The sequence below is a fragment of the Curtobacterium sp. MCBA15_005 genome (genome assembly GCF_001864855.1).
GTDB lineage: Bacteria > Actinomycetota > Actinomycetes > Actinomycetales > Microbacteriaceae > Curtobacterium > Curtobacterium flaccumfaciens.
Window position 1 is genome coordinate 103,978 of record NZ_MJGL01000034.1, and the last position, 24,213, is coordinate 128,190.

The 24,213-nt window shown below is 71.7% G+C and carries 21 protein-coding genes; 16 read left to right on the forward strand and 5 right to left on the reverse strand.

Features of this window, described 5'->3' with window-relative positions:
• The first annotated feature begins 25 nt into the window (after positions 1-25).
• Entirely contained in the window at positions 26-1,657 is a 1,632-nt protein-coding gene (locus BIU89_RS12625; RefSeq protein ID WP_071246983.1) for a dolichyl-phosphate-mannose--protein mannosyltransferase, read from the forward strand.
• A 109-nt stretch (positions 1,658-1,766) separates the two neighbouring features.
• Here BIU89_RS12625 and BIU89_RS12630 read toward each other — a convergent pair whose 3' ends face one another.
• The gene (locus BIU89_RS12630) at positions 1,767-2,429 is read right to left on the reverse strand and encodes a TetR/AcrR family transcriptional regulator (protein ID WP_139179097.1); all 663 of its coding nucleotides are present in this window, start codon (positions 2,427-2,429) and stop codon (positions 1,767-1,769) included.
• A gap of 171 nt (positions 2,430-2,600) precedes the next feature.
• Between BIU89_RS12630 and BIU89_RS12635 the strand changes: the two genes are divergently transcribed.
• The 7 genes from BIU89_RS12635 (at position 2,601) to BIU89_RS12665 (ending at position 13,177) form a co-directional block, all read left to right on the forward strand.
• Positions 2,601-4,142 carry an MFS transporter gene (locus BIU89_RS12635; protein WP_027466052.1) on the forward strand — a complete coding sequence of 514 codons (1,542 nt, stop codon included), beginning with the start codon at positions 2,601-2,603 and terminating at the stop codon, positions 4,140-4,142.
• Between the two features lie 318 nt (positions 4,143-4,460).
• Positions 4,461-5,321: a sulfurtransferase gene (locus tag BIU89_RS12640; protein WP_175475026.1), complete on the forward strand. Its 861-nt coding sequence runs from the start codon at positions 4,461-4,463 to the stop codon at positions 5,319-5,321.
• Between the two features lie 50 nt (positions 5,322-5,371).
• Entirely contained in the window at positions 5,372-6,439 is a 1,068-nt protein-coding gene (locus BIU89_RS12645; RefSeq protein WP_071247098.1) for an NAD-dependent epimerase/dehydratase family protein, read from the forward strand.
• A gap of 4 nt (positions 6,440-6,443) precedes the next feature.
• Complete coding sequence (locus BIU89_RS12650) at positions 6,444-6,974, forward strand: ATPase (protein WP_139179100.1); 531 nt, start codon at positions 6,444-6,446, stop codon at positions 6,972-6,974.
• A 91-nt stretch (positions 6,975-7,065) separates the two neighbouring features.
• Positions 7,066-8,898: a thioredoxin domain-containing protein gene (locus BIU89_RS12655; RefSeq protein ID WP_071246987.1), complete on the forward strand. Its 1,833-nt coding sequence runs from the start codon at positions 7,066-7,068 to the stop codon at positions 8,896-8,898.
• Positions 8,899-8,937: 39 nt separating this feature from the next.
• Complete coding sequence (gene hrpA, locus BIU89_RS12660; protein ID WP_071246989.1) at positions 8,938-12,789, forward strand: ATP-dependent RNA helicase HrpA; 3,852 nt, start codon at positions 8,938-8,940, stop codon at positions 12,787-12,789.
• A 19-nt stretch (positions 12,790-12,808) separates the two neighbouring features.
• Positions 12,809-13,177: a VOC family protein gene (locus BIU89_RS12665; protein WP_071246991.1), complete on the forward strand. Its 369-nt coding sequence runs from the start codon at positions 12,809-12,811 to the stop codon at positions 13,175-13,177.
• Here BIU89_RS12665 and BIU89_RS12670 read toward each other — a convergent pair.
• Positions 13,158-13,715, reverse strand: a complete 558-nt coding sequence (locus tag BIU89_RS12670; RefSeq protein WP_071246993.1) for a YbaK/EbsC family protein — start codon at positions 13,713-13,715, stop codon at positions 13,158-13,160. The genes BIU89_RS12665 and BIU89_RS12670 overlap by 20 nt on opposite strands.
• A gap of 41 nt (positions 13,716-13,756) precedes the next feature.
• Here BIU89_RS12670 and BIU89_RS12675 point away from each other — a divergent pair, with 41 nt between their 5' ends.
• The 3 genes from BIU89_RS12675 to BIU89_RS12685 are packed head-to-tail and all read left to right on the forward strand — an operon-like array spanning position 13,757 to position 16,494.
• The gene (locus BIU89_RS12675) at positions 13,757-14,410 is read left to right on the forward strand and encodes a CatA-like O-acetyltransferase (RefSeq protein WP_071246995.1); all 654 of its coding nucleotides are present in this window, start codon (positions 13,757-13,759) and stop codon (positions 14,408-14,410) included.
• A gap of 39 nt (positions 14,411-14,449) precedes the next feature.
• On the forward strand, positions 14,450-15,472 hold the full coding sequence (locus BIU89_RS12680) for a Gfo/Idh/MocA family protein (RefSeq protein ID WP_071246997.1): 1,023 nt from the start codon (positions 14,450-14,452) through the stop codon (positions 15,470-15,472).
• The gene (locus tag BIU89_RS12685) at positions 15,469-16,494 is read left to right on the forward strand and encodes a Gfo/Idh/MocA family protein (RefSeq protein ID WP_071246999.1); all 1,026 of its coding nucleotides are present in this window, start codon (positions 15,469-15,471) and stop codon (positions 16,492-16,494) included. Before BIU89_RS12680 ends, BIU89_RS12685 begins: the two co-directional genes overlap by 4 nt.
• On the opposite strand, the gene BIU89_RS18600 is transcribed toward BIU89_RS12685, so the two are convergent.
• Entirely contained in the window at positions 16,481-16,633 is a 153-nt protein-coding gene (locus BIU89_RS18600; RefSeq protein ID WP_175475027.1) for a hypothetical protein, read from the reverse strand. The two genes, BIU89_RS12685 and BIU89_RS18600, sit on opposite strands and share 14 nt — an antisense overlap.
• Before the next feature lie 103 nt (positions 16,634-16,736).
• Between BIU89_RS18600 and BIU89_RS12695 the strand changes: the two genes are divergently transcribed.
• Positions 16,737-18,932 carry an acyltransferase family protein gene (locus tag BIU89_RS12695; RefSeq protein WP_071247006.1) on the forward strand — a complete coding sequence of 732 codons (2,196 nt, stop codon included), beginning with the start codon at positions 16,737-16,739 and terminating at the stop codon, positions 18,930-18,932.
• Positions 18,933-19,009: 77 nt separating this feature from the next.
• Positions 19,010-20,023 carry a LacI family DNA-binding transcriptional regulator gene (locus BIU89_RS12700; RefSeq protein WP_071247008.1) on the forward strand — a complete coding sequence of 338 codons (1,014 nt, stop codon included), beginning with the start codon at positions 19,010-19,012 and terminating at the stop codon, positions 20,021-20,023.
• A 78-nt stretch (positions 20,024-20,101) separates the two neighbouring features.
• Here BIU89_RS12700 and BIU89_RS12705 read toward each other — a convergent pair whose 3' ends face one another.
• Together BIU89_RS12705 and BIU89_RS12710 are read right to left on the reverse strand one after the other, a co-directional pair.
• On the reverse strand, positions 20,102-20,797 hold the full coding sequence (locus tag BIU89_RS12705; RefSeq protein ID WP_083404361.1) for an esterase/lipase family protein: 696 nt from the start codon (positions 20,795-20,797) through the stop codon (positions 20,102-20,104).
• Between the two features lie 71 nt (positions 20,798-20,868).
• Complete coding sequence (locus BIU89_RS12710) at positions 20,869-21,642, reverse strand: alpha/beta fold hydrolase (protein WP_139179106.1); 774 nt, start codon at positions 21,640-21,642, stop codon at positions 20,869-20,871.
• An 82-nt stretch (positions 21,643-21,724) separates the two neighbouring features.
• Between BIU89_RS12710 and BIU89_RS12715 the strand changes: the two genes are divergently transcribed.
• From BIU89_RS12715 to BIU89_RS12725, 3 genes are all read left to right on the forward strand, one after another.
• Complete coding sequence (locus tag BIU89_RS12715; RefSeq protein ID WP_071247012.1) at positions 21,725-22,207, forward strand: hypothetical protein; 483 nt, start codon at positions 21,725-21,727, stop codon at positions 22,205-22,207.
• Positions 22,208-22,228: 21 nt separating this feature from the next.
• Positions 22,229-22,777 carry a dihydrofolate reductase family protein gene (locus BIU89_RS12720; protein WP_071247014.1) on the forward strand — a complete coding sequence of 183 codons (549 nt, stop codon included), beginning with the start codon at positions 22,229-22,231 and terminating at the stop codon, positions 22,775-22,777.
• A 102-nt stretch (positions 22,778-22,879) separates the two neighbouring features.
• Entirely contained in the window at positions 22,880-24,178 is a 1,299-nt protein-coding gene (locus tag BIU89_RS12725; protein ID WP_071247016.1) for an NAD(P)/FAD-dependent oxidoreductase, read from the forward strand.
• The last annotated feature ends 35 nt before the right edge of the window (positions 24,179-24,213 follow it).

Here is a 24,213-nt window from a genome sequence, read left to right on the forward strand (position 1 = left end):
CGGTCGATCCGTAGGATGCTCAGCGATGACCAGCGAGCTGACCGACGACCGCACGGCCGTGCCCGACGGGCCGGTCGGCTCGCGCCTGGACGACTGGTGGGGGCGGGTGCTCTCCACGTCGCAGCGGGTCGCCGTGTGGCGGTGGACGGGTCCGCTCGCGGTGACGCTCCTCGCCGCCGTGCTGCGGCTGGTGAACCTCGGCACCCCCCACTCGCTCGTGTTCGACGAGACGTACTACGTCAAGGACGGCTGGTCGATCGTGCACCTCGGGTACGAGGGCACCTGGCCCGCGAACCCGAGCGGTGACACCGCCCCGACGACCGACGACCGGTTCGTGCGCGGTGAGACGGACATCTTCACGAGCGCCGCGGAGTTCATCGCGCACCCGCCGCTCGGCAAGTACCTCATCGGCCTCGGGATGCTGTTGTTCGGGGCGGACAACTCGTTCGGCTGGCGTTTCACCGTGGCCGTGCTCGGCATCGCGACGGTGTTCCTCACCGCGGTGATCGCCCGGTCGCTGTTCCGTTCGACGATGATCGGCACGCTCGCCGGCTTCCTGCTCGCGATCGACGGGCAGGCGATCGTGATGTCGCGGGTGACGCTCCTCGACGGGATCCTGACCTTCTTCGTCATCCTCGGGTTCGGGGCGCTGCTGCTCGACCGACGGCAGGGTCAACGGCGGCTCGACGAGTGGGTCGCCGCCCGTACCGCCGCCGGTCGGACCACCCTGTGGGGGCCGGTGTTCTGGTGGCGGCCGTGGTTGTTCGCGATGGGCCTGGCCCTGGGGCTGGCAGCGGCGACGAAGTGGTCGGGGGTGTACTTCCTGGCGTTCTTCGCCGTGTACTCCGTGCTCAGCGACATGATGATGCGCCGCCGCGCCGGGGTCGAGTTCTGGTCGTCGAGCGCGCTGCTGCAGCAGGCACCGGTGTCGTTCCTGCTGACCGTGCCGATCGCCGCGGTGACCTACGTGGCGTCGTGGACCGGCTGGTTCGTGTCGAAGGACGGATGGGACCGCAACTGGCTGTCCTCGGGCGGCGAACGCTGGACCGGGCTGCTCGCCTGGGTGCCGGACAGCCTGCAGAACTGGTGGCACTACCAGTCGGAGATCTACGCCTTCAACATCGGGCTGCACACCCCGCACTCGTACCAGGCGAACCCGCTGCTCTGGCTCGTGATGCAGCGCCCCACGTCGATGTTCTACGTCGGCACGGACGCCGGACAGGACGGCTGCTGGGCGAACCGCTGCGGCGAGGCGATCACCGGCATCGCGAACCCGTTCATCTGGTACGCCTCGGTCATCGCCACGGTGGCGCTGCTCGTGCTCTGGATCCTGCGTCGGAAGTGGGAGTACGGCTTCGTCCTGCTCGGCGTCGCGGCGGGGTACCTGCCCTGGCTGATGTACGTCGACCGGACGGTGTTCCAGTTCTACACGATCGCGTTCGAGCCCTACATGGTGATGGCGCTGGCCGCCGCGATCGGGTTGGTGCTCGGCAGGCGGAGCGACGAACGGTCACGCCGGTCGCGTGCGATCCTGTGGGTCGGCGTGTACCTGGGCGTCGTCGTGCTGGCCTCGGTCTACTGGTACCCGATGTGGACGGCGATGCAGGTGCCGTGGGACTTCGTCCGGTCGCACTACTGGGTCCCCAGCTGGCTGTAGCCGGTCTGGCCGGGCTCGCCGCGCCCGTCGCGCTGGGCGCTCTGGTGGCGACCACCGCCGGACTGGAGGCGCGTGGCGACGCCGCCACGGGCCTCCAGTCCGGCGGTGGTCAGGACTGCGCGTGCAGCGCGCGCTCGATCGACTCGCGGTCCAGCGGGTCGCCGAGCATCGGCGCGGTGTCGTCCGAGCCCGGCAGGACGCCCTGGATCAGGAGTTCCGCGTAGCGGCGCCAGGCGTCCGGGTCGTGTTCGCGGGTGGCGTCGGCGACCGCACCGACCATCGCGGTGAGCATCGGCAGGTCCCGGTAATCGAAGCCGGGGCGGACGACGCCGGCGGTCTCGGCACGGCCGATGATCGCGGCGACCTGGCGTTCGAGCCGGTCGCGCTCCTGCACGATGGACGGACGGGCCTTGCCGGCACGGACGATGGCGTCGGCGAGGGCTCGGTCGCGTGCACGGAACGCGAAGACGCCCATCAGGTACACCCGGAGCGCCTCACGCGGGTCGGACACGTCCGCGGCGCGCGCTGCGGCGTCGTTCATGGCCTCGAACTTGGTGGCGAGCAGCGCCTCGATCAGGGAGTCCTTGTCGGCGAACCGTCGGTAGACGGTGCCGACCCCGACGCCGGCCTCGTGCGCGATGTCGTTCAATGTGACGGAGAGGCCGCGCTCGGCGAAGCACTTGCGCGCCGTCTGCAGGATCAGCTCGCGGTTGCGCGCAGCGTCGGCGCGCAGCGGTCGCTCGAGGTCGGACACGGAGTCGGTGGTGCTCACGATCCGACCGTAGTTGCACTTTCTGGGAACAAGTGGATGCCCTCCTTCCGTTTCGGTCTACACTGACCACAAACGGATGCCTCGCATCCGGTTTCGTCACCACCACATCTCGGGAGTGCCCGACGGCGCGCATCTCCACCCCACCCTCCAACCTTCTCGAAGGAGGCTGCCGTGACGGCAGAACACACCGTGCCGACCCCCACCGGGACCGCACCCACGACTCCGGGCACCACCCCCGCCAAGAGCAACCACCGCTGGATCGCCCTGGCGGTCATCGCCCTCGCACAGCTGATGGTCGTGCTCGACGCGACCATCGTGAACATCGCCCTGCCCTCGGCCCAGGCCGACCTGGACTTCGGCACCGACCAGCGACAGTGGATCGTCACCGCGTACTCGCTGGCGTTCGGCTCGCTGCTGCTGCTCGGCGGTCGTCTCGGCGACCTGTTCGGCCGCAAGAACACCTTCATCATCGGGCTGGTCGGCTTCGCCGTCGCCTCGGTGCTCGGTGGCCTGGCCGACTCGTTCGGCCTGCTCGTCGCGGCCCGCGCGCTGCAGGGTGTCTTCGGCGCACTGCTCGCCCCGTCCGCACTCGGCATGCTGACCACCACGTTCCGCGACCCCAAGGAACGCGGTCGCGCGTTCGGCATCTTCGGGTCCATCGCCGGCTCGGGTGCGGCCATCGGCCTGCTGCTCGGCGGCGTGCTGACCGAGTACGCCTCGTGGCGCTGGTGCCTCTACGTCAACGTCGTCTTCGCCGTGCTCGGCGTGATCGGCGCCCTCGTCTTCATGGAGAAGCCGCCGAAGGTCGAGCGTCCGCGCATCGACGTCCTCGGGGTCATCACCATCACGCTCGGGCTCGTCGGCGTCGTCTACGGCTTCTCGAACGCCGAGACGAACGGCTGGGACTCCCCCGTCACGATCGCCATGCTCGCCGGCGGTGTCGTGCTGATCGCCGCGTTCGTGTTCATCGAGACCCGCGTCGCCCACCCGCTGCTGCCCCTGCGCGTCGTGCTCGACCGTGACCGCGGCGGCTCGTTCATCGCGATCGGTCTGGTCGCGATCGGCATGTTCGGCATCTTCCTGTTCCTCACCTACTACCTGGAGCAGACCCTCGGCTTCAGCTCGCTGCAGACCGGTCTCGCGTTCCTGCCGATGCCGCTGTCGATCATGATCTCGGCGACGCAGATCGGTGGCCGCCTGCTGCCGCGCGTCGGGCCGAAGGTGCTCATCTTCGCCGGTGGCCTGGTCGCCGCGACCGGGCTCCTCCTGCTGCTCCGCACCGACCTGGACAGCTCCTACGCGGGCACCGTCCTGCCGGCGCTGATCGTGATCGGCCTCGGCATGGGCACGATCTTCTCGTCCGCGATGAACACCGCGACGACCGGGGTCGCCCGGGCCGATGCCGGTGTGGCCTCGGCGACGGTCAACACCATGCAGCAGATCGGTGGCTCAATCGGCACGGCGCTGCTGTCGACGATCTTCGCCGACGTGGTGTCGAACAGCCTGTCCGGGCTGACCGCCGCCCCGACCAAACTGCAGCAGGCCCAGGCCACGCTCGACGGGTACCACGTGGCGTTCGGCATCTCGGCCGGCGTGCTCGTGCTCGTCGCCCTGGCCGGCGGACTGCTCATCAACCGGCAGTCGGTGCGGGTCGAGCGGCTCGCACGTGCCGGGTCCGCGACGACAGGGAGCATCCCCGCCGCGGCGCACTGACGCCGGCGGTTCGCTCCGCGTCTTCGGCCCGTTCCGGTTCTGCCGGGGCGGGCCGTCGTGCGTGCCGGAGGGGCGTCGGCGGGGGCGAGCGTCGGCGGGGGTGCCAACGCCGAACGACATCGTCGACGTCGTACGACGACGACATCGTCGCTCCGTGCACGCGCCGACAGTTGCACACGCGCGGATGCGACGGAGTCGATGTCGTACGACGACGACATCGTCGTTCCGCGTCAGCAGCGCCACCCCGCCCCCACCCCCGGTTGCGCCGTGTGTCCACGACTCTGGCCCACGTCAGGGGTGCGGATTATGGTGTGCGGCATGGCCCCCGTCCTGACCTCACCACTCGTGTCGACGCAGTGGCTCGCAGACCACCTCGGTGCTGACGAGCTCGTCGTGCTCGACGCCTCGGTGCACACGGTCGGGGCCGGGTTCGACACCACCTGGCTCCCCGGGCGGGACGCCCACGAGCAGCGCGGCCACGTGCCCGGTGCCCGCTTCGCCGACCTGATCGACGACTTCTCCGCCGCCGACGCCGACGTCCCGTTCACCCGCCCCGGCGCCGAGCGCTTCGAGGTCGCCGCGGCGCAGCTCGGCGTGACGAACACCTCGACCGTCGTGGTCTACGACGACAGCGTCGGTGAGTGGTCGGCACGCCTGTGGTGGATCTTCCGATCGTTCGGCTTCGACTCGGTCGCGGTGCTCGACGGTGGCTTCACGAAGTGGCGCGACGAGGGCCGCCCGGTCCGCGTGGGCGCACTCCGCACCCCCGCGGCACCGTCCGACCCCGATGCCGGCGCGTTCCTGGCCGGCGAAGAACGTGCGCTCTGGGCCGACCACGACCGTGTCACCCGAGCGGTCTCCGGCGAAGAACCGGCGTCCCTGGTGTTCGCCGCGCCCTGGGCCGCCCTCGGCGACGACCACCCGCCGATCGTGCCGGGCAGCACCCCGATCACGGCGGACACACTGGTGGACCCCGAGACGAACGCGTACCTGCGCGGTGCCGAACTCGAGCGGGCCTTCGCCGCGGTGATCGGTGCCGACGAGATCGTCACGTACTGCGGGGTGGGCAGCGCCGCGTGCGTCGACGCCCTCGCCCTGACGGTGCTCGGGCACGACCGGGTGAAGGTCTACGACGGTTCGCTCGCCGACTGGTGGCGGCGCGAGCAGCTCGCCTCCTGACGGAACCGATCGCGGAACGACGGCCGCGCCTGCCGCACTACCGTTGCACCATGAGCACCAGACGCGCGGTCATCCTCGGCGGCACCGGCGGGATCGGCTCGGCCGTCGCACGTGCGCTCCTCGACGCCTCCGGCCGCGGCGGCGACGACTGGCAGGTGGACGTCCTCGCACGCCGAGGCGGCCCCGCAGCGGATGCGCTGACCGCTTCCGGCGCCACGTGCACGTCCGGTGACCGCCGCGACCGGTCCGTCCTGCGCGACCTGCTCCGCCCCGGAGCCGACCTGCTCGTCGACACCGTCGGCGCGACGCGCGACGACGCCCAGCAGCTCCTGCCGTTCCTCGACGACGTCGGCTCGACGGTCTTCGTCTCGTCGAAGGCCGTCTACGCCGACGAGCAGGGTCGGCACGCGAACTCGCTCGACAAGCCGGTGTTCGGCGGCGCGGTCACCGAGATCCAGCCCACGGTCGCCGCTGGGGACGGCGACCCGACGAGTCGTGACGGGTACGGCGCCGCGAAGGTGGCAGCCGAACAGGTCCTGCTCGACCACGGCGCCCCGGTCACCGTGCTCCGCCCGTCGAAGGTGTACGGCGTCGGCATCGGCCGCCCGCGGGAGTGGTTCGTCGTCCGCCGTGTGCTCGACGGCCGGGAGCGCATCCTGCTCGCCGACCACGGCCGCGGCGTCGACCACACGACGGCGGCGAGCGGCATCGGTTCGCTCGTCCGCCTCGTGGCGGACGCACCGGACCGCCGGATCCTCAACGTCGCGGACGCCGCTGCCCCGACCGTGCTCGAGATCGTCCGCACGATCGCCGGACACCTGGACCACCGGTTCGACGAGGTCCTGCTCGACGAGGACGCGCCCGCCTTCGTGGGCGGCACGCCCTGGTCGTCGCCGTCGCCGTTCGTCCTCGACACCACGGCAGCACGAGCCCTGGGTTGGGAACCTCCGGAGTTCCGGACCGCCGTCGCCCCGGAGCTGGCATGGCTCGTCGAGACCGCCCACGCCACCCCTGCCGACGGCGACGTCCCGTGGGCCGACGACCCGTTCTGGGAGCACCTGTTCGACTACGGCCCCGAGGATGCCGCACTCGCGCTCCTCTCCCTCAACCTGGGCTGACCCGGTGCTCCGGTCCGAGGTCCTGTTCATCGGCGGACGTTCCGGCGTGGGCAAGTCCACGGCGGCCGAGGCACTGCACGACCTGCTCGTCGCGGCGGACGTCCGGCACGCGGTGATCGAGGGCGACGTGCTCGACCTCGCCCACCCGGCACCGCACGTCGAACACCCCGAGGCGCACCTGGCCGAGCGGAACCTGGCCATGATCTGGGCCGGCTACCGGGCGATCGGTCACCACCGGCTCGTCTACACGAACACCGTGTCCGTGCTCGAGCACGAGCGCCTCGCTGCGGCGATGGGCGACGATCCGCTGGTGCGCGTCGTCCTGCTCCGCGCATCCGACGGCGCGACCGCTGACCGGCTCGCACGACGAGCGGGTGGTGCGGTCCCGCAGTCGCAGCTCGCGCACAGCACGCGGACGGCCGGGAGGCTCGACTCGGCCACCGCGGAGACGGTCACCCGGGTGGACACCGACGGCCAGGGCCCCGCCCAGGTGGCCGCACGGCTCGCGTCGATCACGGGGTGGCTCGAGCGCTGATCTCCCCGCTCGGCCTGTGCAGAGCGGGCGTCCCGTCCACAGATGTCCCGGGGCGGTGGTCCCCCCAGTCGCAGGCGGGCACGCTGGAGCCATGAACGACAACCGCCTCGGCACCTCGGTCAGCCCGTACCTGCGTCTGCACGCCGACAACCCCGTCGACTGGCGCGAGTGGGGTCCCGAGGCGTTCGCCGAAGCGCGCGAGCGCGGGGTCCCGGTGCTGGTGTCCGTCGGGTACGCCACGTGCCACTGGTGCCACGTCATGGCGCGCGAGAGCTTCGCCGACCCGGAGATCGGCGAGCTGCTCCGGCGGGACTTCGTGTCGGTGAAGGTCGACCGCGAAGAACGGCCGGACGTCGACGCGAGCCTGATGGCGTCGGCCAGTGCGTTCACGCAACAGCTCGGCTGGCCGCTGACGACGTTCCTGACGCCCGACGGCCACGTCTTCTTCGCGGGGACGTACTTCCCACCCACTCCGGTCGGGCAGGTCCCAGCGTTCCGGCAGATCCTGGCCGCGGTGCTCGACGCCTGGACCGAGCGTCGGCACGAGGTCGACGCGAACGCCTCGGCCATCGCGACGGCGATCCGACAGGGCGCCGTGGCGGACGCGACCGCCCGCTCGGGCGAGGGCGGTGCCGGAGCCGACCCGGGCCTCCCGTCCGTCGACGCCATCCGGGCCGTCACGGACCAGTTGTCCCAGGCAGAGGACACCACCTACGGCGGTTTCGGCGGCGCGCCGAAGTTCCCGAGCACGCCGCTGCTCGAGTTCCTCGCCGACGCGGCGGCCGACGGTGACGCCGAGGCCGACGGGCTGCTCGACCGGTCGTTGCACGCGATCCGCGCGTCCGAGCTGACCGACGCCGACGGCGGCGTCTTCCGGTACGCCACCAAACGCGACTGGAGCGTGCCGCACTACGAACGGATGCTCTACGACAACGCGGGGCTGCTCGCCGTCGCGGGGGCCGAGCAGGCCCGCGGCATCGCGGACTTCCTCCGGGACACCCTGCGCCGTGCCGACGGGGCTTTCGTCGCCGCGCAGGACAGCGAGTCGACCATCGACGGCCGTCGGGTCGAGGGCGAGTGGTACCGCCGACCGGTCGCCGAGCGCGCCCAGCTCGACCCGCCACCGCTGGACGACCAGGTCCTCACGGGCTGGAACGGCCTGGCGATCCGGGGGCTGGCGATCGCCGGCGCACGGCACGGTGACCCGGAACTCGTCGCGCTCGCGCGGGGAGCGGCCGACGCGGTCCTCGCCGCTCACGTGCAGGACGGCCACGTGACGGTGCGGTCGAGCACACCGCGCGGGGCGTCCTCTGCTCCGGCCACCGTCGAGGACGTCGGACTGCTCGCCGAAGGGCTGCTCGAACTGGCCCTGGTGACGGGCGAGGTCTCCTACGCGACCGTCGCACGCTCGCTGGTCGACGACGGCCTGGCCGAGCGCTTCGACGTCGACCCGGTGCTCGCCGCCGCGGGGACGGCCACGGGCGAACAGCCGCAGACCGCGATGCGGTCCGGCACCGTGGCGCTGGCGTCGGCCGCCGCGACACTCGGGGCGCTGACGGGCGACGGGGCACTGCGGGTCGCCGCGGCACGACTCGTCGCCGACCGCGCCCGCACCGGGACGGAGCGACCCCTCGGTCACGCTGACGCCCTCGGTGTCGCCCTCGCCCTGCAACGGCCGTCGCGCGAGGTCGTCGTCGTCACGAGCGGCACCGACGACCCGATGCGAGCCGTGGCACACCGTGCTCGGCGCCCCGGCACGGTCGTCGCCACCACCACGCCGGAGCAGGCACGCGACTGGGCCGAGGCGGGGTTCTCGTTGTTCGAGGGTCGCGACGTGCTCGACCCTGCCGCGTACGTCTGCCACGACCGGGTGTGCGAATTGCCGTCCCGGTCGGCGGACGCCCTGGCCCAGCAGATCGCCTGACGCACCAGCCGCCCGGCGCGCCTGTATCCTGGAATGCTCATGTCTTCTCCGCTGCCCGTCATCACGTACCCGCCCGAACTGCCGGTCTCGCAGCGGCGGGACGACATCGCGGCCGCCATCCGTGACAACCAGGTGGTCATCGTCGCCGGGGCCACCGGCTCGGGCAAGACCACGCAGCTGCCGAAGATCTGCCTCGAGCTCGGTCGTGAGCACATCGGGCACACCCAGCCCCGCCGGATCGCGGCACGGACCATCGCCGAGCGCGTGGCGGAAGAACTGGGCGGCGGGGAGCTCGGCGGGCTCGTCGGCTACCAGGTCCGGTTCACCGACAAGGTCAGCTCCGAGACCCGCGTGAAGCTGATGACCGACGGCATCCTGCTGAACGAGATCCACTTCGACCGCGACCTGAAGCGGTACGACACGATCATCATCGACGAGGCGCACGAGCGGTCCCTGACGATCGACTTCCTGCTCGGCTACCTGAAGCGGCTGCTCCCCCGTCGCCCCGACCTGAAGCTCATCATCACGAGTGCGACGATCGACCCGGAGTCGTTCTCGAAGCACTTCGACGACGCCCCCATCATCGAGGTGTCCGGCCGCACCTACCCGGTCGAGATCCGGTACCGCCCCCTCGTCGCCGAAGACCAGGACGACGACGCCGACGACGAGTCGGACTCCCGCACCGGTGACAGCGGCAACGCAGCCGACGACCGCGACACCCTGCAGGGCATCACCGACGCCCTCGACGAGCTGGCGCAGGAGGACCCGGGCGACGTGCTCGTGTTCCTGTCCGGCGAGAACGAGATCCGCGACGCGCAGGACGCGATCGAGGGCAAGCGCTACCCGGGCACCGAGGTCCTGCCGCTGTACGGCCGCCTGTCCGCGGCCGATCAGCACCGGGTCTTCGAGCGCCGCCACACCCCGGGCATCCGCCGTCGTGTCGTGCTCGCCACGAACGTCGCCGAGACCTCACTGACCGTGCCCGGCATCAAGTACGTGATCGACACCGGGACGGCGCGCATCTCGCGGTACTCCCCGCGGGCCAAGGTGCAGCGCCTGCCGATCGAGGCGATCTCGCAGGCCAGCGCCAGCCAGCGTTCCGGTCGAGCGGGCCGCACGAGTGCCGGCATCGCGATCCGGCTCTACTCCGAGGACGACTTCGGCCGACGCCCCGAGTACACCGACCCCGAGATCCTCCGCACGAACCTCGCCGCGGTGATCCTGCAGATGATCTCGCTCGGCTTCGGGGACATCGAGTCGTTCCCGTTCCTGCAGCCGCCGGACAGCCGGGGCGTGAAGGACGGCCTCGACCTGCTCCGCGAGCTCCGTGCCGTCGACCAGGACGGCCGCATCACGAAGTCCGGGCGACAGCTGACCCGGCTGCCGATCGATCCCCGGCTCGGTCGGATGGTGCTCGAGGCCGGACGGCAGGGCGTCGGACGCGAGGTCATCGCGATCGTCAGCGCCCTGAGCATCCAGGACCCCCGCGAGCGCCCGCTCGAGAAGCGCGCGCACGCCGACCAGCTGCACGCCCGCTTCGCCGACCCGACGAGCGACTTCCTGACCCTGCTGAACCTCTGGAACCACATCGAGGACCAGCAGGAGGAACTCTCGTCGAGCGCGTTCCGCCGGCTGTGCAAGGCCGAGTTCCTGAACTACCTGCGCATCCGCGAGTGGCAGGACCTGTACCGGCAGCTCTCCCGTGCCGCGAAGCAGGTCGACGTCCGAGTCGGGCAGTCCCGCTCCGACGACGGCGACGCCGTGCACCGCGCACTGCTCGCCGGACTCCTCAGCCAGATCGGGCTGCGGGACCGCGAGAAGCGCGACTACCTCGGCTCCCGGAACACCCGGTTCGTGGTGTTCCCGGGCAGCGTGCTCGCGAAGAAGCAGCCCGACGCCGTGATGGCCGCCGAGCTCGTCGAGACCAGCCGGCTGTTCGCCCGGACCGTCGGCCGGATCGACCCCGCCTGGGTGGAGCCGCTCGCCGGCGACCTGCTCAAGCGCACCTACGGCGAACCGCACTGGGAGAAGAAGCAGGGGGCGGTCGTCGCCCACGAGCGGGTGACCCTGTTCGGGGTCCCCATCGTGCAGCGCCGACGCGTGCAGTACTCGCGGATCGACCCGGAACACTCCCGTGAACTCTTCATCCGGCACGCCCTGGTCGAGGGCGAGTGGGAATCGCAGCAGGCCTTCGACCGCGCCAACCGGAAGCTCCGCAAGGAACTCGAGCAGCTCGAGGAACGCACCCGCCGCCGGGACATCCTGCTCGACGACGAGAACGTCTACGAGTTCTACGACGCCCGGATCCCGGCCGACGTCGCCACGACCCGCGACTTCGAGGGGTGGTGGCGGACCACTCGCCGCGAGCAGCCGGACCTGCTCACGATGCGCCGGTCGGACCTGCTGGACGAATCAGCGGCCGAGGCCGCCGAGGACGACGTCGAGTACCCGACCCAGTGGCGGAGCGGCGACCAGCGTCTCGCCATCCAGTACCGCTTCGAGCCCGGCGCACAGGACGACGGGGTCAGCGTGCAGGTCCCCCTCGCGCTCCTGCCGCGGATGCGTGAAGAGGGCTTCGACTGGCAGGTGCGCGGCCTCCGCAAGGAACTCGTCACCGCGCTCATCAAGTCGCTGCCGAAGCAGATCCGCAAGAACGTCGTGCCCGCTGCCGACTGGGCCGAGAAGATCGTCGCCGAGCTGCCCGACGACGCCCCGACCGAGCCGACGGAGTCGTTCCGCGCCACCCTCGCCAAGGCGATCCAGCGCATGACCTACGTGCCGGTCTCCGAGTCCGACTTCGACCTGTCCCGTGTCCCCGCGCACCTGCTGCCGACGTGGGCCGTGGTCGACGAGCGTGGTCGCCGGGTCGAGACCGGCAAGGACCTGTCGGCCCTGCAGACCAAGCTCAAGGACCGGACCCAGCAGAGCGTCGCCTCCGCCACGGCGAAGGGCGCGGGACGGACCGGAGGCGCGGCTCGCGTCGCCTCCGCCGGCGCCGGTCGCCCGCTGGAACAGTCCGGACTCACCGCCTGGCCCGACCAGGACCTGCCGCAGACCCTCGACACCAAGCAGGCCGGCGGCGTCATCCGCGCGTACCCGTCCCTGGTCGAGGAAGGCACCGGTCCGAAGGCGACCGTCGGCGTGCAGCTGCTCGCCACCCCGTCCGACCGCGTCGTCCGGATGCCCGCCGGGGTCCGCCGTCTGGTGATGCACGCGGTGCCGTCGCCCGTGTCGTACATCCAGTCGCACCTGACCGCGCAGGAGAAACTCGCGCTCGCCGCCAGCCCCTACCCGTCGACCGCCGCGCTGTTCGACGACGTGCTGGCCGCCGTGGTCGACGCCGGCATCCGTCGGGCCCACCCGGACGGCCTCGTCTTCACGAAGGCCGAGTTCGAGACGGTCCGCGATGCCGTGTCAGCCTCCGTCGTCGACACGATGTTCACCGCGGTGTCCGAGGTCGCGGCCGTCCTGGCCGCACAGCGCTCCGCCGAACGAGCACTCAAGCAGGCGAACTCGATGTCGCTGCTCGCCGCCCTCAGCGACATGCGACAGCAGATGGAGCGCCTGGTGTTCCCGGGGTTCGTCGCCGTCGCGGGGCTCGACCGACTGCGCCGCATCCGCGTGTACCTGCAGGGCATCGAGGCGCGCGTGCAGAAGCTGCTGCAGAACCCCGGACGCGACGCGACCTGGATGCGCGAGGTGACCGTGGCGACCGACCGCTACACCGATGCCGGCGGCACCTTCCCGCCCGCGGTCGGGGCGCACCCGGAACTCGTGCACGCTCGGTGGATGCTCGAGGAGTTCCGGCTCAGCCTGTTCGCGCAGGAACTCGGGACCGCCGAGACCGTCTCGTTGCAGCGGATCACGAAGGCCCTGACCGCCGCACGCTGATGGGTCTACCGTGTCGGCCATGATCGGCACACTCGACGTCGTCGTCCTGGACTGCCCGGACACCCGCGCCCTCGCCCGCTTCTACGCCGAGCTGCTCGGCGGGGAGATCGTCGGCTTCGACGAGGACTGGGCGGAGCTCGCCCTCCCGTTCACCGACCACCGTCCGATCCTGGCGTTCCAGCAGGTCGACGACTACCGGGCGCCGGACTGGCCGGGGCAGACGGTCCCGCAGCAGAGCCACCTCGACGTGAAGGTCGACGACCTGGACGACGGCGAGGCCGCGGTGCTCGCGATCGGTGCGACGGCGACGGGGTCGGGCACGGAGACGTTCCGCGTCTACCTCGACCCCGCGGGGCACCCGTTCTGCCTCATCCGGCCGTCGGACTGACCGGTTCGGTCGCCAGACCCTCGACCACGGTCACGTTCGGCAGCGCGGTGAGTGCGGCGCCGGGCAGGAACAGCTTGGCGGCGCGACGACCGGCACCGATGACCACCTCGGGGGCGTCGAGGACGCGCGCGTCGATGTAGAGCGGCCACGAGGACGGCAGCCCGATCGGGGTGATGCCGCCGTACTCCATGCCGGTCAGCTCGACCGCTTCGTCCATCGGGGCGAAGCTCGCCTTGCGGACGTCGAGCAGCTGCTTCACGACGCGGTTGACGTCGAGTTTGGTCGATGCGAGGACGACGCAGGCGGCGTAGCGGACCTCGTCGCCGCGCTTCCCCGCGACGACGATGCAGTTGGCGCCGCCGGCCAGCGGGTAGCCGTACGCCTCCGAGAACGCGGCGGTGTCGGCCAGGTCGGCGTCGATCGGGGCTCCCTCGATCTTCATGACGACCTCGGTCGGCAACGCGACCAGGGCTTCGGCGACGGGGATCGCGAGGAATCCGGTGGCGACCAGGGCGGGAACACGTTCGAGCGTCGGCATGGCTCCACCGTAGGGAAGCGATCCCGCACGAGGGTGGAGCCATGACCGAACTCCGGGCGATCGACGTCGACCAGTGGCCCCGCCGGGAGCACTTCGAGCACTACCGGCACCGCGTGCCCTGCGCGTACGAGGTGACCGTCGAACTCGACGTCACCGCCTTCGTCGAGCGCATCCGAGCAACCGGCCGTCGGACCTACGCGTCGCAGCTCTGGGCGATCGCGACCGTGGTGAACCGGCACGACGAGTTCCGGATGCAGCTGCTGGAGGACGGCTCCCCCGCCGTGTGGGACCGTGTCCACCCGATGTTCACCGTGTTCCACCCGGACACCGAGACGTTCTCCGCCCTCGTCGTGCCGTACGACGAGGACTTCGGCACCTTCCACGACGCCGCGGTGTCGACGATGGCGCAGTACCGGGACGACACCCGGATGTTCCCGCAGGACGACCGGCCCGGCAACGTCTTCGACGTCTCGACGCTGCCGGGAGCATCGTTCACCGGCTTCTCGTTGCAGGTGCGCGACGGCTGGGACCACCTGCTGCCGATCATCACGCTCGGCGGGTACCGGACCGCTGGTGACCGGACGCTGCTGCCGCTGGCGTTGCACGTCGACCACGCCGCTGCCGACGGCTTCCACACGACCCGACTGCTGCGTGAGCTCGAGGAGCTCTTCGCCGCCCCTGGCTGGCTCGGCTGACCGTGCCCCTCGTCCCACCGCATCTCCTACGCTGACCCCATGACGTCGCAGTCGGAGACCCCCGCCCGCAAACGCATCGGGCTCGTCGGCGCGGGCGGCATCTCCGTCGCCCACCTGCCCGGGCTGCTCCGCCTGGGCGACGTGGTGGTGCACGCTCGCGAGGGCGCCCATGAACTCGTCGCCGCGTTCACCGACACCGCCCGGGCCGAGGGCAGCACGATCACCGTCGCCGACAGCCTCGACGAACTCCTCGCCGGGGTCGACGTCGTCGACGTGGTGGTCCCGACGCACGCCCACGCCGAGGTCGTCCGTGTGGCGATCGCGGCCGGCAAGGACGTCGTCTCCGAGAAGCCGCTGGCCCGGACCGACGCGGACGCGGCGGACCTGGCGGCGCGCGCTGCGGACGCAGGCGTGCAGCTCTACCCGGCCCAGGTGGTGCGCTGGTTCCCCGCGTACGCGCGCCTGCACGAAGCCGCGACCACGGGCCTCCTGGGCGACCTGGCGGTGTTGCGGTTCTCGCGGTCCGGTGCCTTCCCCACCCACGTCCCCTGGTTCGGCGACCGCGCGCTGTCGGGCGGGATCGTGATGGACCAGATGATCCACGACCTCGACATCGCGCGCTGGGTGGCGGGCGAGGTGACCCGGGTGTCGGCGGTGAGCGTCCGCGCGGGTTCCGAGGCGGAGCCGGTCGAGGCGGCGCACGTCCTGCTCACGCACGAATCGGGCGCGATCAGCCACGTCGCCGGGCTGTGGGGGCCGCAGCACCTCGCCTTCACGACCGAGTACTCGGTGACCGGGACGCTCGGCAGCCTGTCGCACTCGTCCCGGGCCGAGGAGGACACCCGCAGTGACCTCGCGGCACCGGCCTCCGTGGACGGTTTCCTGCCGACGGTCGACCCGGCGGACGACCCGTACGCGCTGGAGCTCGCCGACTTCCTCGCCGCGTTCGACGGTGGTGCACCGCCCCGGGTGACCGTGGACGACGGCGTCGCTGCGGTGCGGATCGCGAACGCGGCGATCGCCTCGATCGAGTCCGGCCAGCCGGTGCAGGTGTCGCGGTGACGCTCCGGGTCGGGGTGCTCTCCTTCGCCCACACGCACGCCATCAGCTACCTCGGTGCCCTGGCGGCGATGCCGGACGTCGAGGTCCGCGGCACGGATCCGGACGGCACCTCGACGGGGACGGAACTCGGCGACCTGCGCGGAGCCGAACTGGCACGCGCGCTCGGCGTCGGGTACGCGGACTCCGTCGACGAGCTGCTCGCCTGGGGTCCGGACGCGGTGATCGTCACGAGCGAGAACGCCCGGCACCGCGAGCACGTCGAGCTCGTGGCGGCAGCGGGGGCACACGTGCTCTGCGAGAAGCCGCTCGCGACCTCGTGGCAGGACGGCCTCGCCATCCGCGATGCAGCGGACCGCGCCGGGGTGCTGCTCATGATGGCGTTCCCGGTGCGCTTCGCCGCGGCGTTCGACCGGCTGCGCGCGACGCGGGACTCGGGCGCACTCGGCACGGTGTTCTCGGTGCGCGGCGCGAACAACGGCATGCTGCCCCTCGCCCGGGACTGGTTCACCGACGTCCGGTCGAGCGGAGGCGGCGCCCTCGTCGACCACGTCGTGCACGTCGCCGACCTGATCGACGGGCTGACCGGCGCGGCGCCGGTGTCCGTCACCGCCGTCGCCAACCGGGTGCTGCACGCGGACCGAGCGAACGCCGAGACCGCGGGCCTGGTGACCATCACGTACGACGACGGCACGATCGCGGCGATCGACTGCTCGTGGAGCCGACCGGACACGTCACCGGTGTGGGGTGGACTGACGCTCGACGTCGCCGGGACCGGCGGCACGGTGTCGGTGGACTTCTTCGGGGCGGCTGCTCGCGGGCTCGACGCGGTCGGGGGCCGGCCGATCGAACTCCGGTACGGACCCGACCACGATCTGCCGATGCTCCGGACGTTCCTGGCGGCCGTGGCGTCGGGCGAGCAGCCGCAGCCGGACGTCGGAGTCGGGCTGCGGACGCTGTCGATCGTGCTCGCGGCGCAGGAGTCGGTGCGGACGGGCAGGACGGTGGCGGTCACCCCGGCGTGATGCGGGAGCGCCGCAGCGCGAGTGCGCTGTGGCCGTCCAGGTCGACGTCGCGCAGCCGCGGCCGCGGCCGCAGCCGCGGCTTCGTCCTCGTGCTCGTCCGCGTCTTCGTCGTCGTCTTCGTCTTCGTCTTCGTCGTCATCGACTACGTCTTCGGAGGCGAGGCGGATTCGCGTCGTGCCGTCCCCGGCGGTATGTTCGGGGCGCGCGGTAGGGACCGCGCATCGTGAGGCAAGGGGTAGCTCGTGACGGTCGCGCCGGCGCGCGCAGCGCGACACGCTCCTGTCGCGCGCCACCGTGCCCGTCACAACGCTCGCCGCCCGGGCGGTGCAGCGGACACCAGGACGCTGCGACTCGAGATCCAGGCCGTCCGTGCCATCGCCATCGGGGCGGTGGTGCTCTACCACCTGTTTCCCGAGGTGCTGCCCGGTGGCTACGTCGGCGTCGACGTCTTCTTCGTGATCTCGGGCTTCCTCATCACGGCGCACATCGCGAAACCGCTGGCCGCCGGCCGGTTCAGCTTCCGGGCCTTCTACGCTCGACGTGCCTGGCGACTCCTGCCCGCGTCGATGGCGACGCTCTTCGTGACCGTGATCCTGACCGCGGTGTTCGTCCCCCGGACGCTCTGGAAGGACTTCACCGAGCAGATCATCGCCAGCGCGCTCTACGTCGAGAACTGGGCGCTCGCGGGCAACGCCGTCGACTACTCCGCCCTGGCGTCCGACGCGAGCATCGTGCAGCACTTCTGGTCGCTGTCGACCGAGGAGCAGTTCTACGCCGTCTGGCCGCTCGTCCTCTGGTTCTGCGCCTTCGTGCGGTACCGGCGCCGACGCCGGAACGGTGTGTCCCTCGCTCCGGCGATCGCCGTCGCGCTGGGCATCGTGTTCGTGCTGTCGTTGGCGTACTCGATCTGGGCGACGGCGCACACCCCGGCGTCCTACTTCCTCACCACGACCAGGGCGTGGGAGTTCGCCGCGGGCGGCCTGCTCTGGCTCGGCCTGCAGCGCGTCCGGATCCCCGCGGCGCTGGCGGCAGCGATGAGCTGGACCGGCCTCGTCCTGGTCGCGACGACCGCACTCCGGTTCGACGCGTCGACGCCGTTCCCGAGCTGGACGGCGCTCATCCCCATCATCGGGGTCTCGCTCGTCATCGCGGGCGGGATGCCCGAGCCCGCGTGGAGCCCGGCGTTCCTGTACCGGCTGCGACCCGTGCAGTGGCTCGGGGACGTGTCGTACTCGCTCTACCTCTGGCACTGGCCGCTGCTGATCGTGATGCCCTTCGTGATCGGGACCCCGACGGGCGAAGCGACCCCACTCTGGGCGAAGGGCATCGTGCTCGTCGTCGCGCTCGTCCTCGCCCACTTCTCGCGCCGGTTGATCGAGCAGCCCGTGATCGCGTTCTCCAGCGAGCGCATGCGTGCGCGGCACCCGCGGCACCGCGGCGTCCTGGTGCTCGCGATCGCCGGCATGCTCGTCGTCGCCGTGCCCGCCGCCAGCATGTACTGGTCGGTGGTGCGGGAGGAGACCGCGGGCGCCGCCACCGGGGTCACCGTCACCGCGGACGGCACGCTGACCAGCCGAGCCTGTCACGGTGCCGCAGCGATGCAGCCCGGGGCGGACTGCCCGCAGGTGGACGCGGCCGACATCACGCCCAGCCCGGTGCAGGCGGCGTCCGACGCGTTCGCCGACCAGTCCGGCGCCGGGTGCCAGGTCGCGGGCGAGGACACCACGGTCCGGGGCTGCGAGGTCGGCGACCCCGACGGCACCGTGCGGCTGGCGATCGTCGGCGACTCCCACGCCGCCAACTTCGTGCCGTCCCTCGAGCTCATCGCGAAGGCGAAGCACTGGAGCCTCACCACCTACCTGCACTCCGGCTGCCCGATGACCCGGGCACTCGTGACCCCGTCGTGCAACACCTGGAAGGCCGACACCCTCGAGCGGCTGCAGCAGGAGCGGTACGACGTCGTGTTCGTCGCCGCGATGTCCCGCACGCCGTGGCCGCACGGCATCATCCGGCACGCCGACGAGATGACGCCCCAGGTCCGCGACGACGCGGCAGGCCAGTACGCGAAGACCTGGGTGCGCCTGCAGCAGGCCGGGTCGAGCATCGTGGCCCTGCGCGACAACCCCGACCCGGGCATCGGCGGCGTGTCCGACGTGCCGAGCTGCGTCGAACAGCACGGTGACGGCGCCGCCTGCGACGTCTCCGAGGCCGACGCGCTGATCGACGACCCGGTTGCGCAGGCCGCGCGGACCACGCCGGGCGTCACGCTGATCGACTCCACGGCGATGTTCTGCGCCGACGGCACCTGCCCCTCGGTCATCGGCGGCGTCGTCGTCTACCGACAGGTGCAGCACGTCACGCAGACCTACGCACGATCCATGGCGCCGTTCCTGGAGCCGAAGGTGACCGCTGCGGTCGAGGCCGCCGTCGCCGGCTGAGGTAGCTGCAACGGCCTCAGCGGCCAGCCGGGTACCGCCGGGTACCGCCCGGCAACGCCCGCGCTACGCTCGTCCCGATGCGCGCAACCGTGCGGGACGTGGCCGCCCTCGCCGGGGTGTCCCCGAAGACCGTCTCCAACGTCGTCAACGGCGGCGTGGTCGTGCGCCCGGAAACCCGGGAACGCGTCGAGCGTGCGGTCGCCGAGCTCGACTACGTACCGAACCTGTCCGCGCGTGGCCTGCGGAACGGCCGCTCCGGAGCGATCGCGCTGACACTGCCGGAGATGGGCAGCGCCTACTCCGCCGAACTCGCGCAGTCCTTCGTGGAACTCGCCCGCGAACGCGGCTGGGTCGTGCAGCTCGAGCAGACGGGCAACGACCCAGCCCGCGAACGCGAACTGGTCTCCCGTGCCCGCGCACACCTGGTGGACGGGCTGATCCTCAACCCGGTGTCGCTCAGCGCGAGCGTCCTGGCCTCGACCGAGGGACTGCCGCCGACCGTCGTCATCGGCGAGGTCGAGCCCGAGCACGTCGACCAGGTGCACGTCGACAGCCGTGCGGCGGCCGAGCAGGTCACCGAACACCTCATCGCCCACGGGCACCGGCGCATCGCGATCGTCGGGGCGTCACCCGAGGGTGCGGCGACGGCGACCAGCGAGCTCCGCGAACGCGGGTACGCCGCCGCGATCGCCGCCGCCGGCATCACGCTCGACCCGTCGCTCCGTGTCCCGCTGCCGGCGTGGACCACGAGTTCCGCGGCGACGACCTTCGCGGCGTGGCTCGACGAGCACCCCCTGCCCGACGCCGTCTTCGCCTTCACCGACTCGATCGCGTTCGGGGTGCTGCACGTGCTCGCCGCCCGCGGTGTCCGGGTGCCGGACCAGGTCAGCGTCATCGGGTTCGACGACGTCGACGGCGCCGCGTACGCGATCCCGTCGCTCAGCACGGTGTCGTTCGACCGTCGGGCGTTCGCAACGGCTGCGCTCGACCTGCTGACCCGTCGGATCGCGGACCGCGGGGCAGCGCCGGAGACCGTCGTCGTGCCGCACCGGATCGTCGAGCGCGCGAGCGTCGCCGACCGCCCGCGCTGACGCCGCCACGGCCGCCGTCGCCGTCGCCGTTTCGCGCTGACCGACACCTCACGCCGTCGCGCGCCCGTGACGTGTCGCTCAGCGCGAAAGACCGCCGGAGCCGCCGCCGCCGCCCCCACCCGGGTCCGCCGCCGCCAGCACCGCCGACCGCGTCCGCGCATCGCCGAGGATCCGGAAGTGCCCACCCACCGGCAGCCGCACGTTCGTCGCGCCCTGGAGCTCGCTGCCCTCGGGGATGAGCGTGTCGAACACCCCGTACACCGAGGTGATCCGCGCGTTCGCGTCGAGTTCCCGTGCCAGCCCCGCCAGCACCGGGTCGGCCGCCCGGAACGCCCGCAGGTGCGGCACCGGCGCGAGCCGCGCGTAGACCGAGCCCGCGAAGGGCGTCGACACCGCGACCATCCGGTCGATCCGCTCGTGCTGGTCGAGCTGCGTCATCGCGTACTTGCCGATCAGCCCGCCCTTGCTGTGTGCGAGCACGAGCACGTTCCGCAGGTCCTGTTCCTCCAGGGTCGCGATCACCTCGCGCGCGGAGTCGGGCACGGGCCGCAGGTTGTGCCGCAGGACGGGCAGCACGTGCACCGGGTGCCCCCGGTCGTGGAGCGCGTCCATCAGCGGCCGCATGAAGTGCCAGGTCTCGTAGACGCCGGGCACCACGACGACGGGCTGCCCGGCGCCGGTCCGGTAGTCGTCCGCGGTGGTCGGGCCGAGGCTCCGGACCTGCCACCTGGCGGCGTACCCCCAGTCGAGTGCGGCCCACCACGCGCGTCGCACCAGCGGGACACGGCCTGGAGGCCCGGATCGCGCCGTCCGCGCCGCCTCCGTCCCCGACGTGGCCGGCCGGGTCATCGCTGCCCCTCCAGGCGCTCGGCGTTGCGGAACGTCTCGAGGAGGCGCGCGAAGGCGTCCGGCTGCCGTTCCTGCACGTGGTGCGGGCCGGCCAGTTCCACGAAGGTGCCGTTCGGCGCAGCGGCCGCGACCCGAGCCGACCAGTCGTGCCGCGCGATCGGGTCCTGGGTGCCGCGGACGACGAGGACGGGCTGCGTCACCTCGGTGATCGTCTGCTCGGTCGGGTAGCGGAGCATCGGTCCGAGCTCTCGCGTGTACTGCCGCATGCTCCGCAGGTAGTCGGTGACCAGGACGCCGTTCATCCGGACCCCCTCGACGAACCCGTCGCGGCCCAGGTCGAGCGCCTGCAGCGGGAGCGATCGCCGCTCGGAGTCGATCACCGGACCGACGAGCACGATCGCCGCGACGGTCTCCGGGTGGCGCCGGGCGGCCTCGACCACGACCTGGGCACCCATCGACTGCCCGACGAGCACCAGGTCGCCGTCGACCAGGTGGCGGACCGCCCGAACGACGACGTCGCCGAGCTCCTCGATCGGCAGCCGCCGACCGGCCGCGGGCAGCCAGCCGAACCCCGGCAGGTCGACGCTGATCGTGCGGTGCTCGGCGGCGACGGCGCGCTGCGACCGGGCGAAGGACCGGTGCGACATCCCGATGCCGTGGACGAACACGACGGTGGGGTCGGTGTCGTCGCGGACCGGTTGCCGCGACGCCATCGCGTGCAGGCGCACGGGCAACCCGTCGATCCGGACGGTCTCCACAGCAGCGCGCACGAGCCGAGGCTACGCGGCGGTTCGCAGCAGCGGGTCAGCCTCGTCATCGGCTGCACACAGCCGCGCCGTGTGCACTCCTGACATGAGCGACACCACTCCCACCAACGGCCACGAACCGGACGGCTCCGACCCGGCGAACCGGGCGACGACGCCGACCGGCTGGGGCGCCGCCCCGACCCCGGCGTCGACCTCCACGCTCGACGCCCCCGCGCCGCAACAGCAGCAGCAGCAGCAGCAGCAGCCGTACCGCGCGGACGCCGGCGCCACGACCCCGGGCGCCTGGGACTCCACCGCCCCGAACGGCACCACCCCCTGGTACGGAGCTGCAGCCGGCGCCGCGAGCCCGACCGACCGCCGCAGCGCAGGCCCGAAGCCCCCGTGGTTCTGGCCGCTCCTCGCCGCGATCGTCGGGCTCGCCGCGCTGCTCGTCGGCGGAGGCGTCGGGTTCGCCATCGGCCACGCGATCGGCGCGGACCGGACGCAGTCGACGACGCAGGTGCCCGGCACGAACCGGTTCCCGGGCAACGGCACCGGCCAGGCCCCCGGGTACGGCACCGGGAGCTGAACGGCGGGTACGATCCGTCCCATGCGGAAGACCACTGCCGGTCTGTTCACGTCGGTCGACGGCGTCGTGCAGGACCCCTACGAGTTCCAGTACGACAGCTTCGACGACGAGCTCGGTGCAGCAATGGGTGCCTTCATGGCCCGGACCGACACCGTGCTGCTCGGCCGGAACAGCTACCTGGAGTGGTCCGAGTGGTGGCCAGCCCACCCGGAGGACCCCTTCGGGCAGTGGATCAACCCGATCGAGAAGCACGTGGCCTCCACCACGCTCGGCGACGACCTGACCTGGCAGAACAGCACGCGGATCCCCGGCGACGTCCCCGCGTTCGTGCGCGACCTGCAGCAGCGCGAGGGGGCGGACATCGCCATTTGCGGCAGTGTCACGCTCGTCCGCAGCCTGCTGTTCGCCGGGGTCCTCGACGAACTGCAACTCATGATCCACCCGGCGATCGCCGGCCGTGGCCGGCGACTGTTCGAACCGACCGATCCGCCCACGCGCCTGCGTCTGGTCGACAGCACCGTGACGAGCAAGGGGAACGTGCTGAACACCTACGGTCGGTTCGACGCCTGACGGACGCACCACGGGCCTCCCGGCCCCACCCGTCATGCGCCCCGGCAAACCGCGCGTACCCTCGATGGTGACCATCCGCACCCGAGGAACACCGGAGCAAGCATGACCCAGGACACCCGCCCGCACGTCGTCATCGTCGGCGGTGGATTCGCCGGTGTGGCCGCCATGCGCGAGCTCGCCGATGCGCCGGTCCGGGTGACCCTGGTCGACCGCCACGTCTACAACATGTTCCAGCCCCTGATGTACCAGGTGGCGACGGGCGGCCTGAACGCCGGCGACGTGACGTACTTCCTGCGCTCGCTCCGGGCCCGCCAGTCGAACGCCGAGTTCCGACACGGCCTGCTCACCGGCATCCGCACCGACGAGCGCATCGCCGAGATGTCCGACGGCGAGCACCTGCACTACGACTACCTGATCCTCGCCAACGGCGTGAACACGAGCTACTTCGGCACCCCCGGTGCGTACGAGTACGCGTACTCGATGTACTCCCGCTCGCAGGCACTCCGCATCCGCGACGAGCTGTTCACCCGGCTCGAAGAAGCGGCGGCCAACCAGGGCCCCGACGAGATCCGCATCGTGATCGTCGGTGGCGGTGCGACCGGCGTCGAGATGGCCGGCGCGCTCGCCGAGCTCCGCGACCAGGCGCTCGTCGGCGCGTACCCGGAGATCGAACGCGGCAACATCTCGATCACCCTCGTGCACCGCAGCGGCGAGCTGCTCAAGCCGTTCGCCCCGCGCCTGCGCCGGTACGCCGCCAAGGTGCTGCGCAAGCGAGGTGTCGTGCTGCGGCTGAACACCGGCGTCTCCGAGGTCAAGCGCGACGGCGTGATGACCGCGGACGGCGAGTTCATCCCCGCGTCGCAGGTGATCTGGGCGACCGGCGTGGCCGCCCACAAGGAGGTCTCCGGCTGGGGCCTGCCGCAGACCCACGGTGGCCGCATCCAGGTGAACGACGACCTGAGCGTGAAGGGCGCCGAGCGGATCTTCTCCGCCGGCGACATCGCGGCGCAGGACGACGCCCTCGCCCAGCTCGCCCAGCCCGCGCTGCAGGGCGGACGGCACTCGGCGCGGCAGATCGTGCGCCTGATCGAGGGCAAGGCCACCGAGCGCTTCAAGTACTTCGACAAGGGCACCATGGCGACGATCGGCACGAACGCCGCGGTCGCCCAGCTGCGCGGCGGGATCACGATGGTCGGCCCGATCGCCTGGCTGGCCTGGGTGTTCGTGCACATCACGAGCCTGCTCGGCGCCGGCAACCGGATGTCGACCCTGACGCACTTCTTCGTCCGCTACGTGTGGTTCATGCGGAAGCGCTCGATCCCGATCGTCGGCGACGTGCGTCCGGTGCGCCCGAACGGCGACCGCGAGCCGGACCCCTGGCAGCTGCAGAAGGCCGAGTAGCCGCGCGCGTTTCCACTTGGTGAGCAGGAACGGTC

Coding starts and splice junctions, on each gene's coding strand:
- BIU89_RS12625 (WP_071246983.1), top strand. CDS start 26: ATGACCAGCGAGCTGACCGACGACCGCACGGCCGTGCCCGACGGGCCG.
- BIU89_RS12640 (WP_175475026.1), top strand. CDS start 4,461: ATGGCCCCCGTCCTGACCTCACCACTCGTGTCGACGCAGTGGCTCGCA.
- BIU89_RS12645 (WP_071247098.1), top strand. CDS start 5,372: ATGAGCACCAGACGCGCGGTCATCCTCGGCGGCACCGGCGGGATCGGC.
- BIU89_RS12655 (WP_071246987.1), top strand. CDS start 7,066: ATGAACGACAACCGCCTCGGCACCTCGGTCAGCCCGTACCTGCGTCTG.
- hrpA (WP_071246989.1), top strand. CDS start 8,938: ATGTCTTCTCCGCTGCCCGTCATCACGTACCCGCCCGAACTGCCGGTC.
- BIU89_RS12665 (WP_071246991.1), top strand. CDS start 12,809: ATGATCGGCACACTCGACGTCGTCGTCCTGGACTGCCCGGACACCCGC.
- BIU89_RS12670 (WP_071246993.1), bottom strand. CDS start 13,715: ATGCCGACGCTCGAACGTGTTCCCGCCCTGGTCGCCACCGGATTCCTC.
- BIU89_RS12675 (WP_071246995.1), top strand. CDS start 13,757: ATGACCGAACTCCGGGCGATCGACGTCGACCAGTGGCCCCGCCGGGAG.
- BIU89_RS12680 (WP_071246997.1), top strand. CDS start 14,450: ATGACGTCGCAGTCGGAGACCCCCGCCCGCAAACGCATCGGGCTCGTC.
- BIU89_RS18600 (WP_175475027.1), bottom strand. CDS start 16,633: ATGACGACGAAGACGAAGACGAAGACGACGACGAAGACGCGGACGAGC.
- BIU89_RS12700 (WP_071247008.1), top strand. CDS start 19,010: ATGCGCGCAACCGTGCGGGACGTGGCCGCCCTCGCCGGGGTGTCCCCG.
- BIU89_RS12715 (WP_071247012.1), top strand. CDS start 21,725: ATGAGCGACACCACTCCCACCAACGGCCACGAACCGGACGGCTCCGAC.
- BIU89_RS12720 (WP_071247014.1), top strand. CDS start 22,229: ATGCGGAAGACCACTGCCGGTCTGTTCACGTCGGTCGACGGCGTCGTG.
- BIU89_RS12725 (WP_071247016.1), top strand. CDS start 22,880: ATGACCCAGGACACCCGCCCGCACGTCGTCATCGTCGGCGGTGGATTC.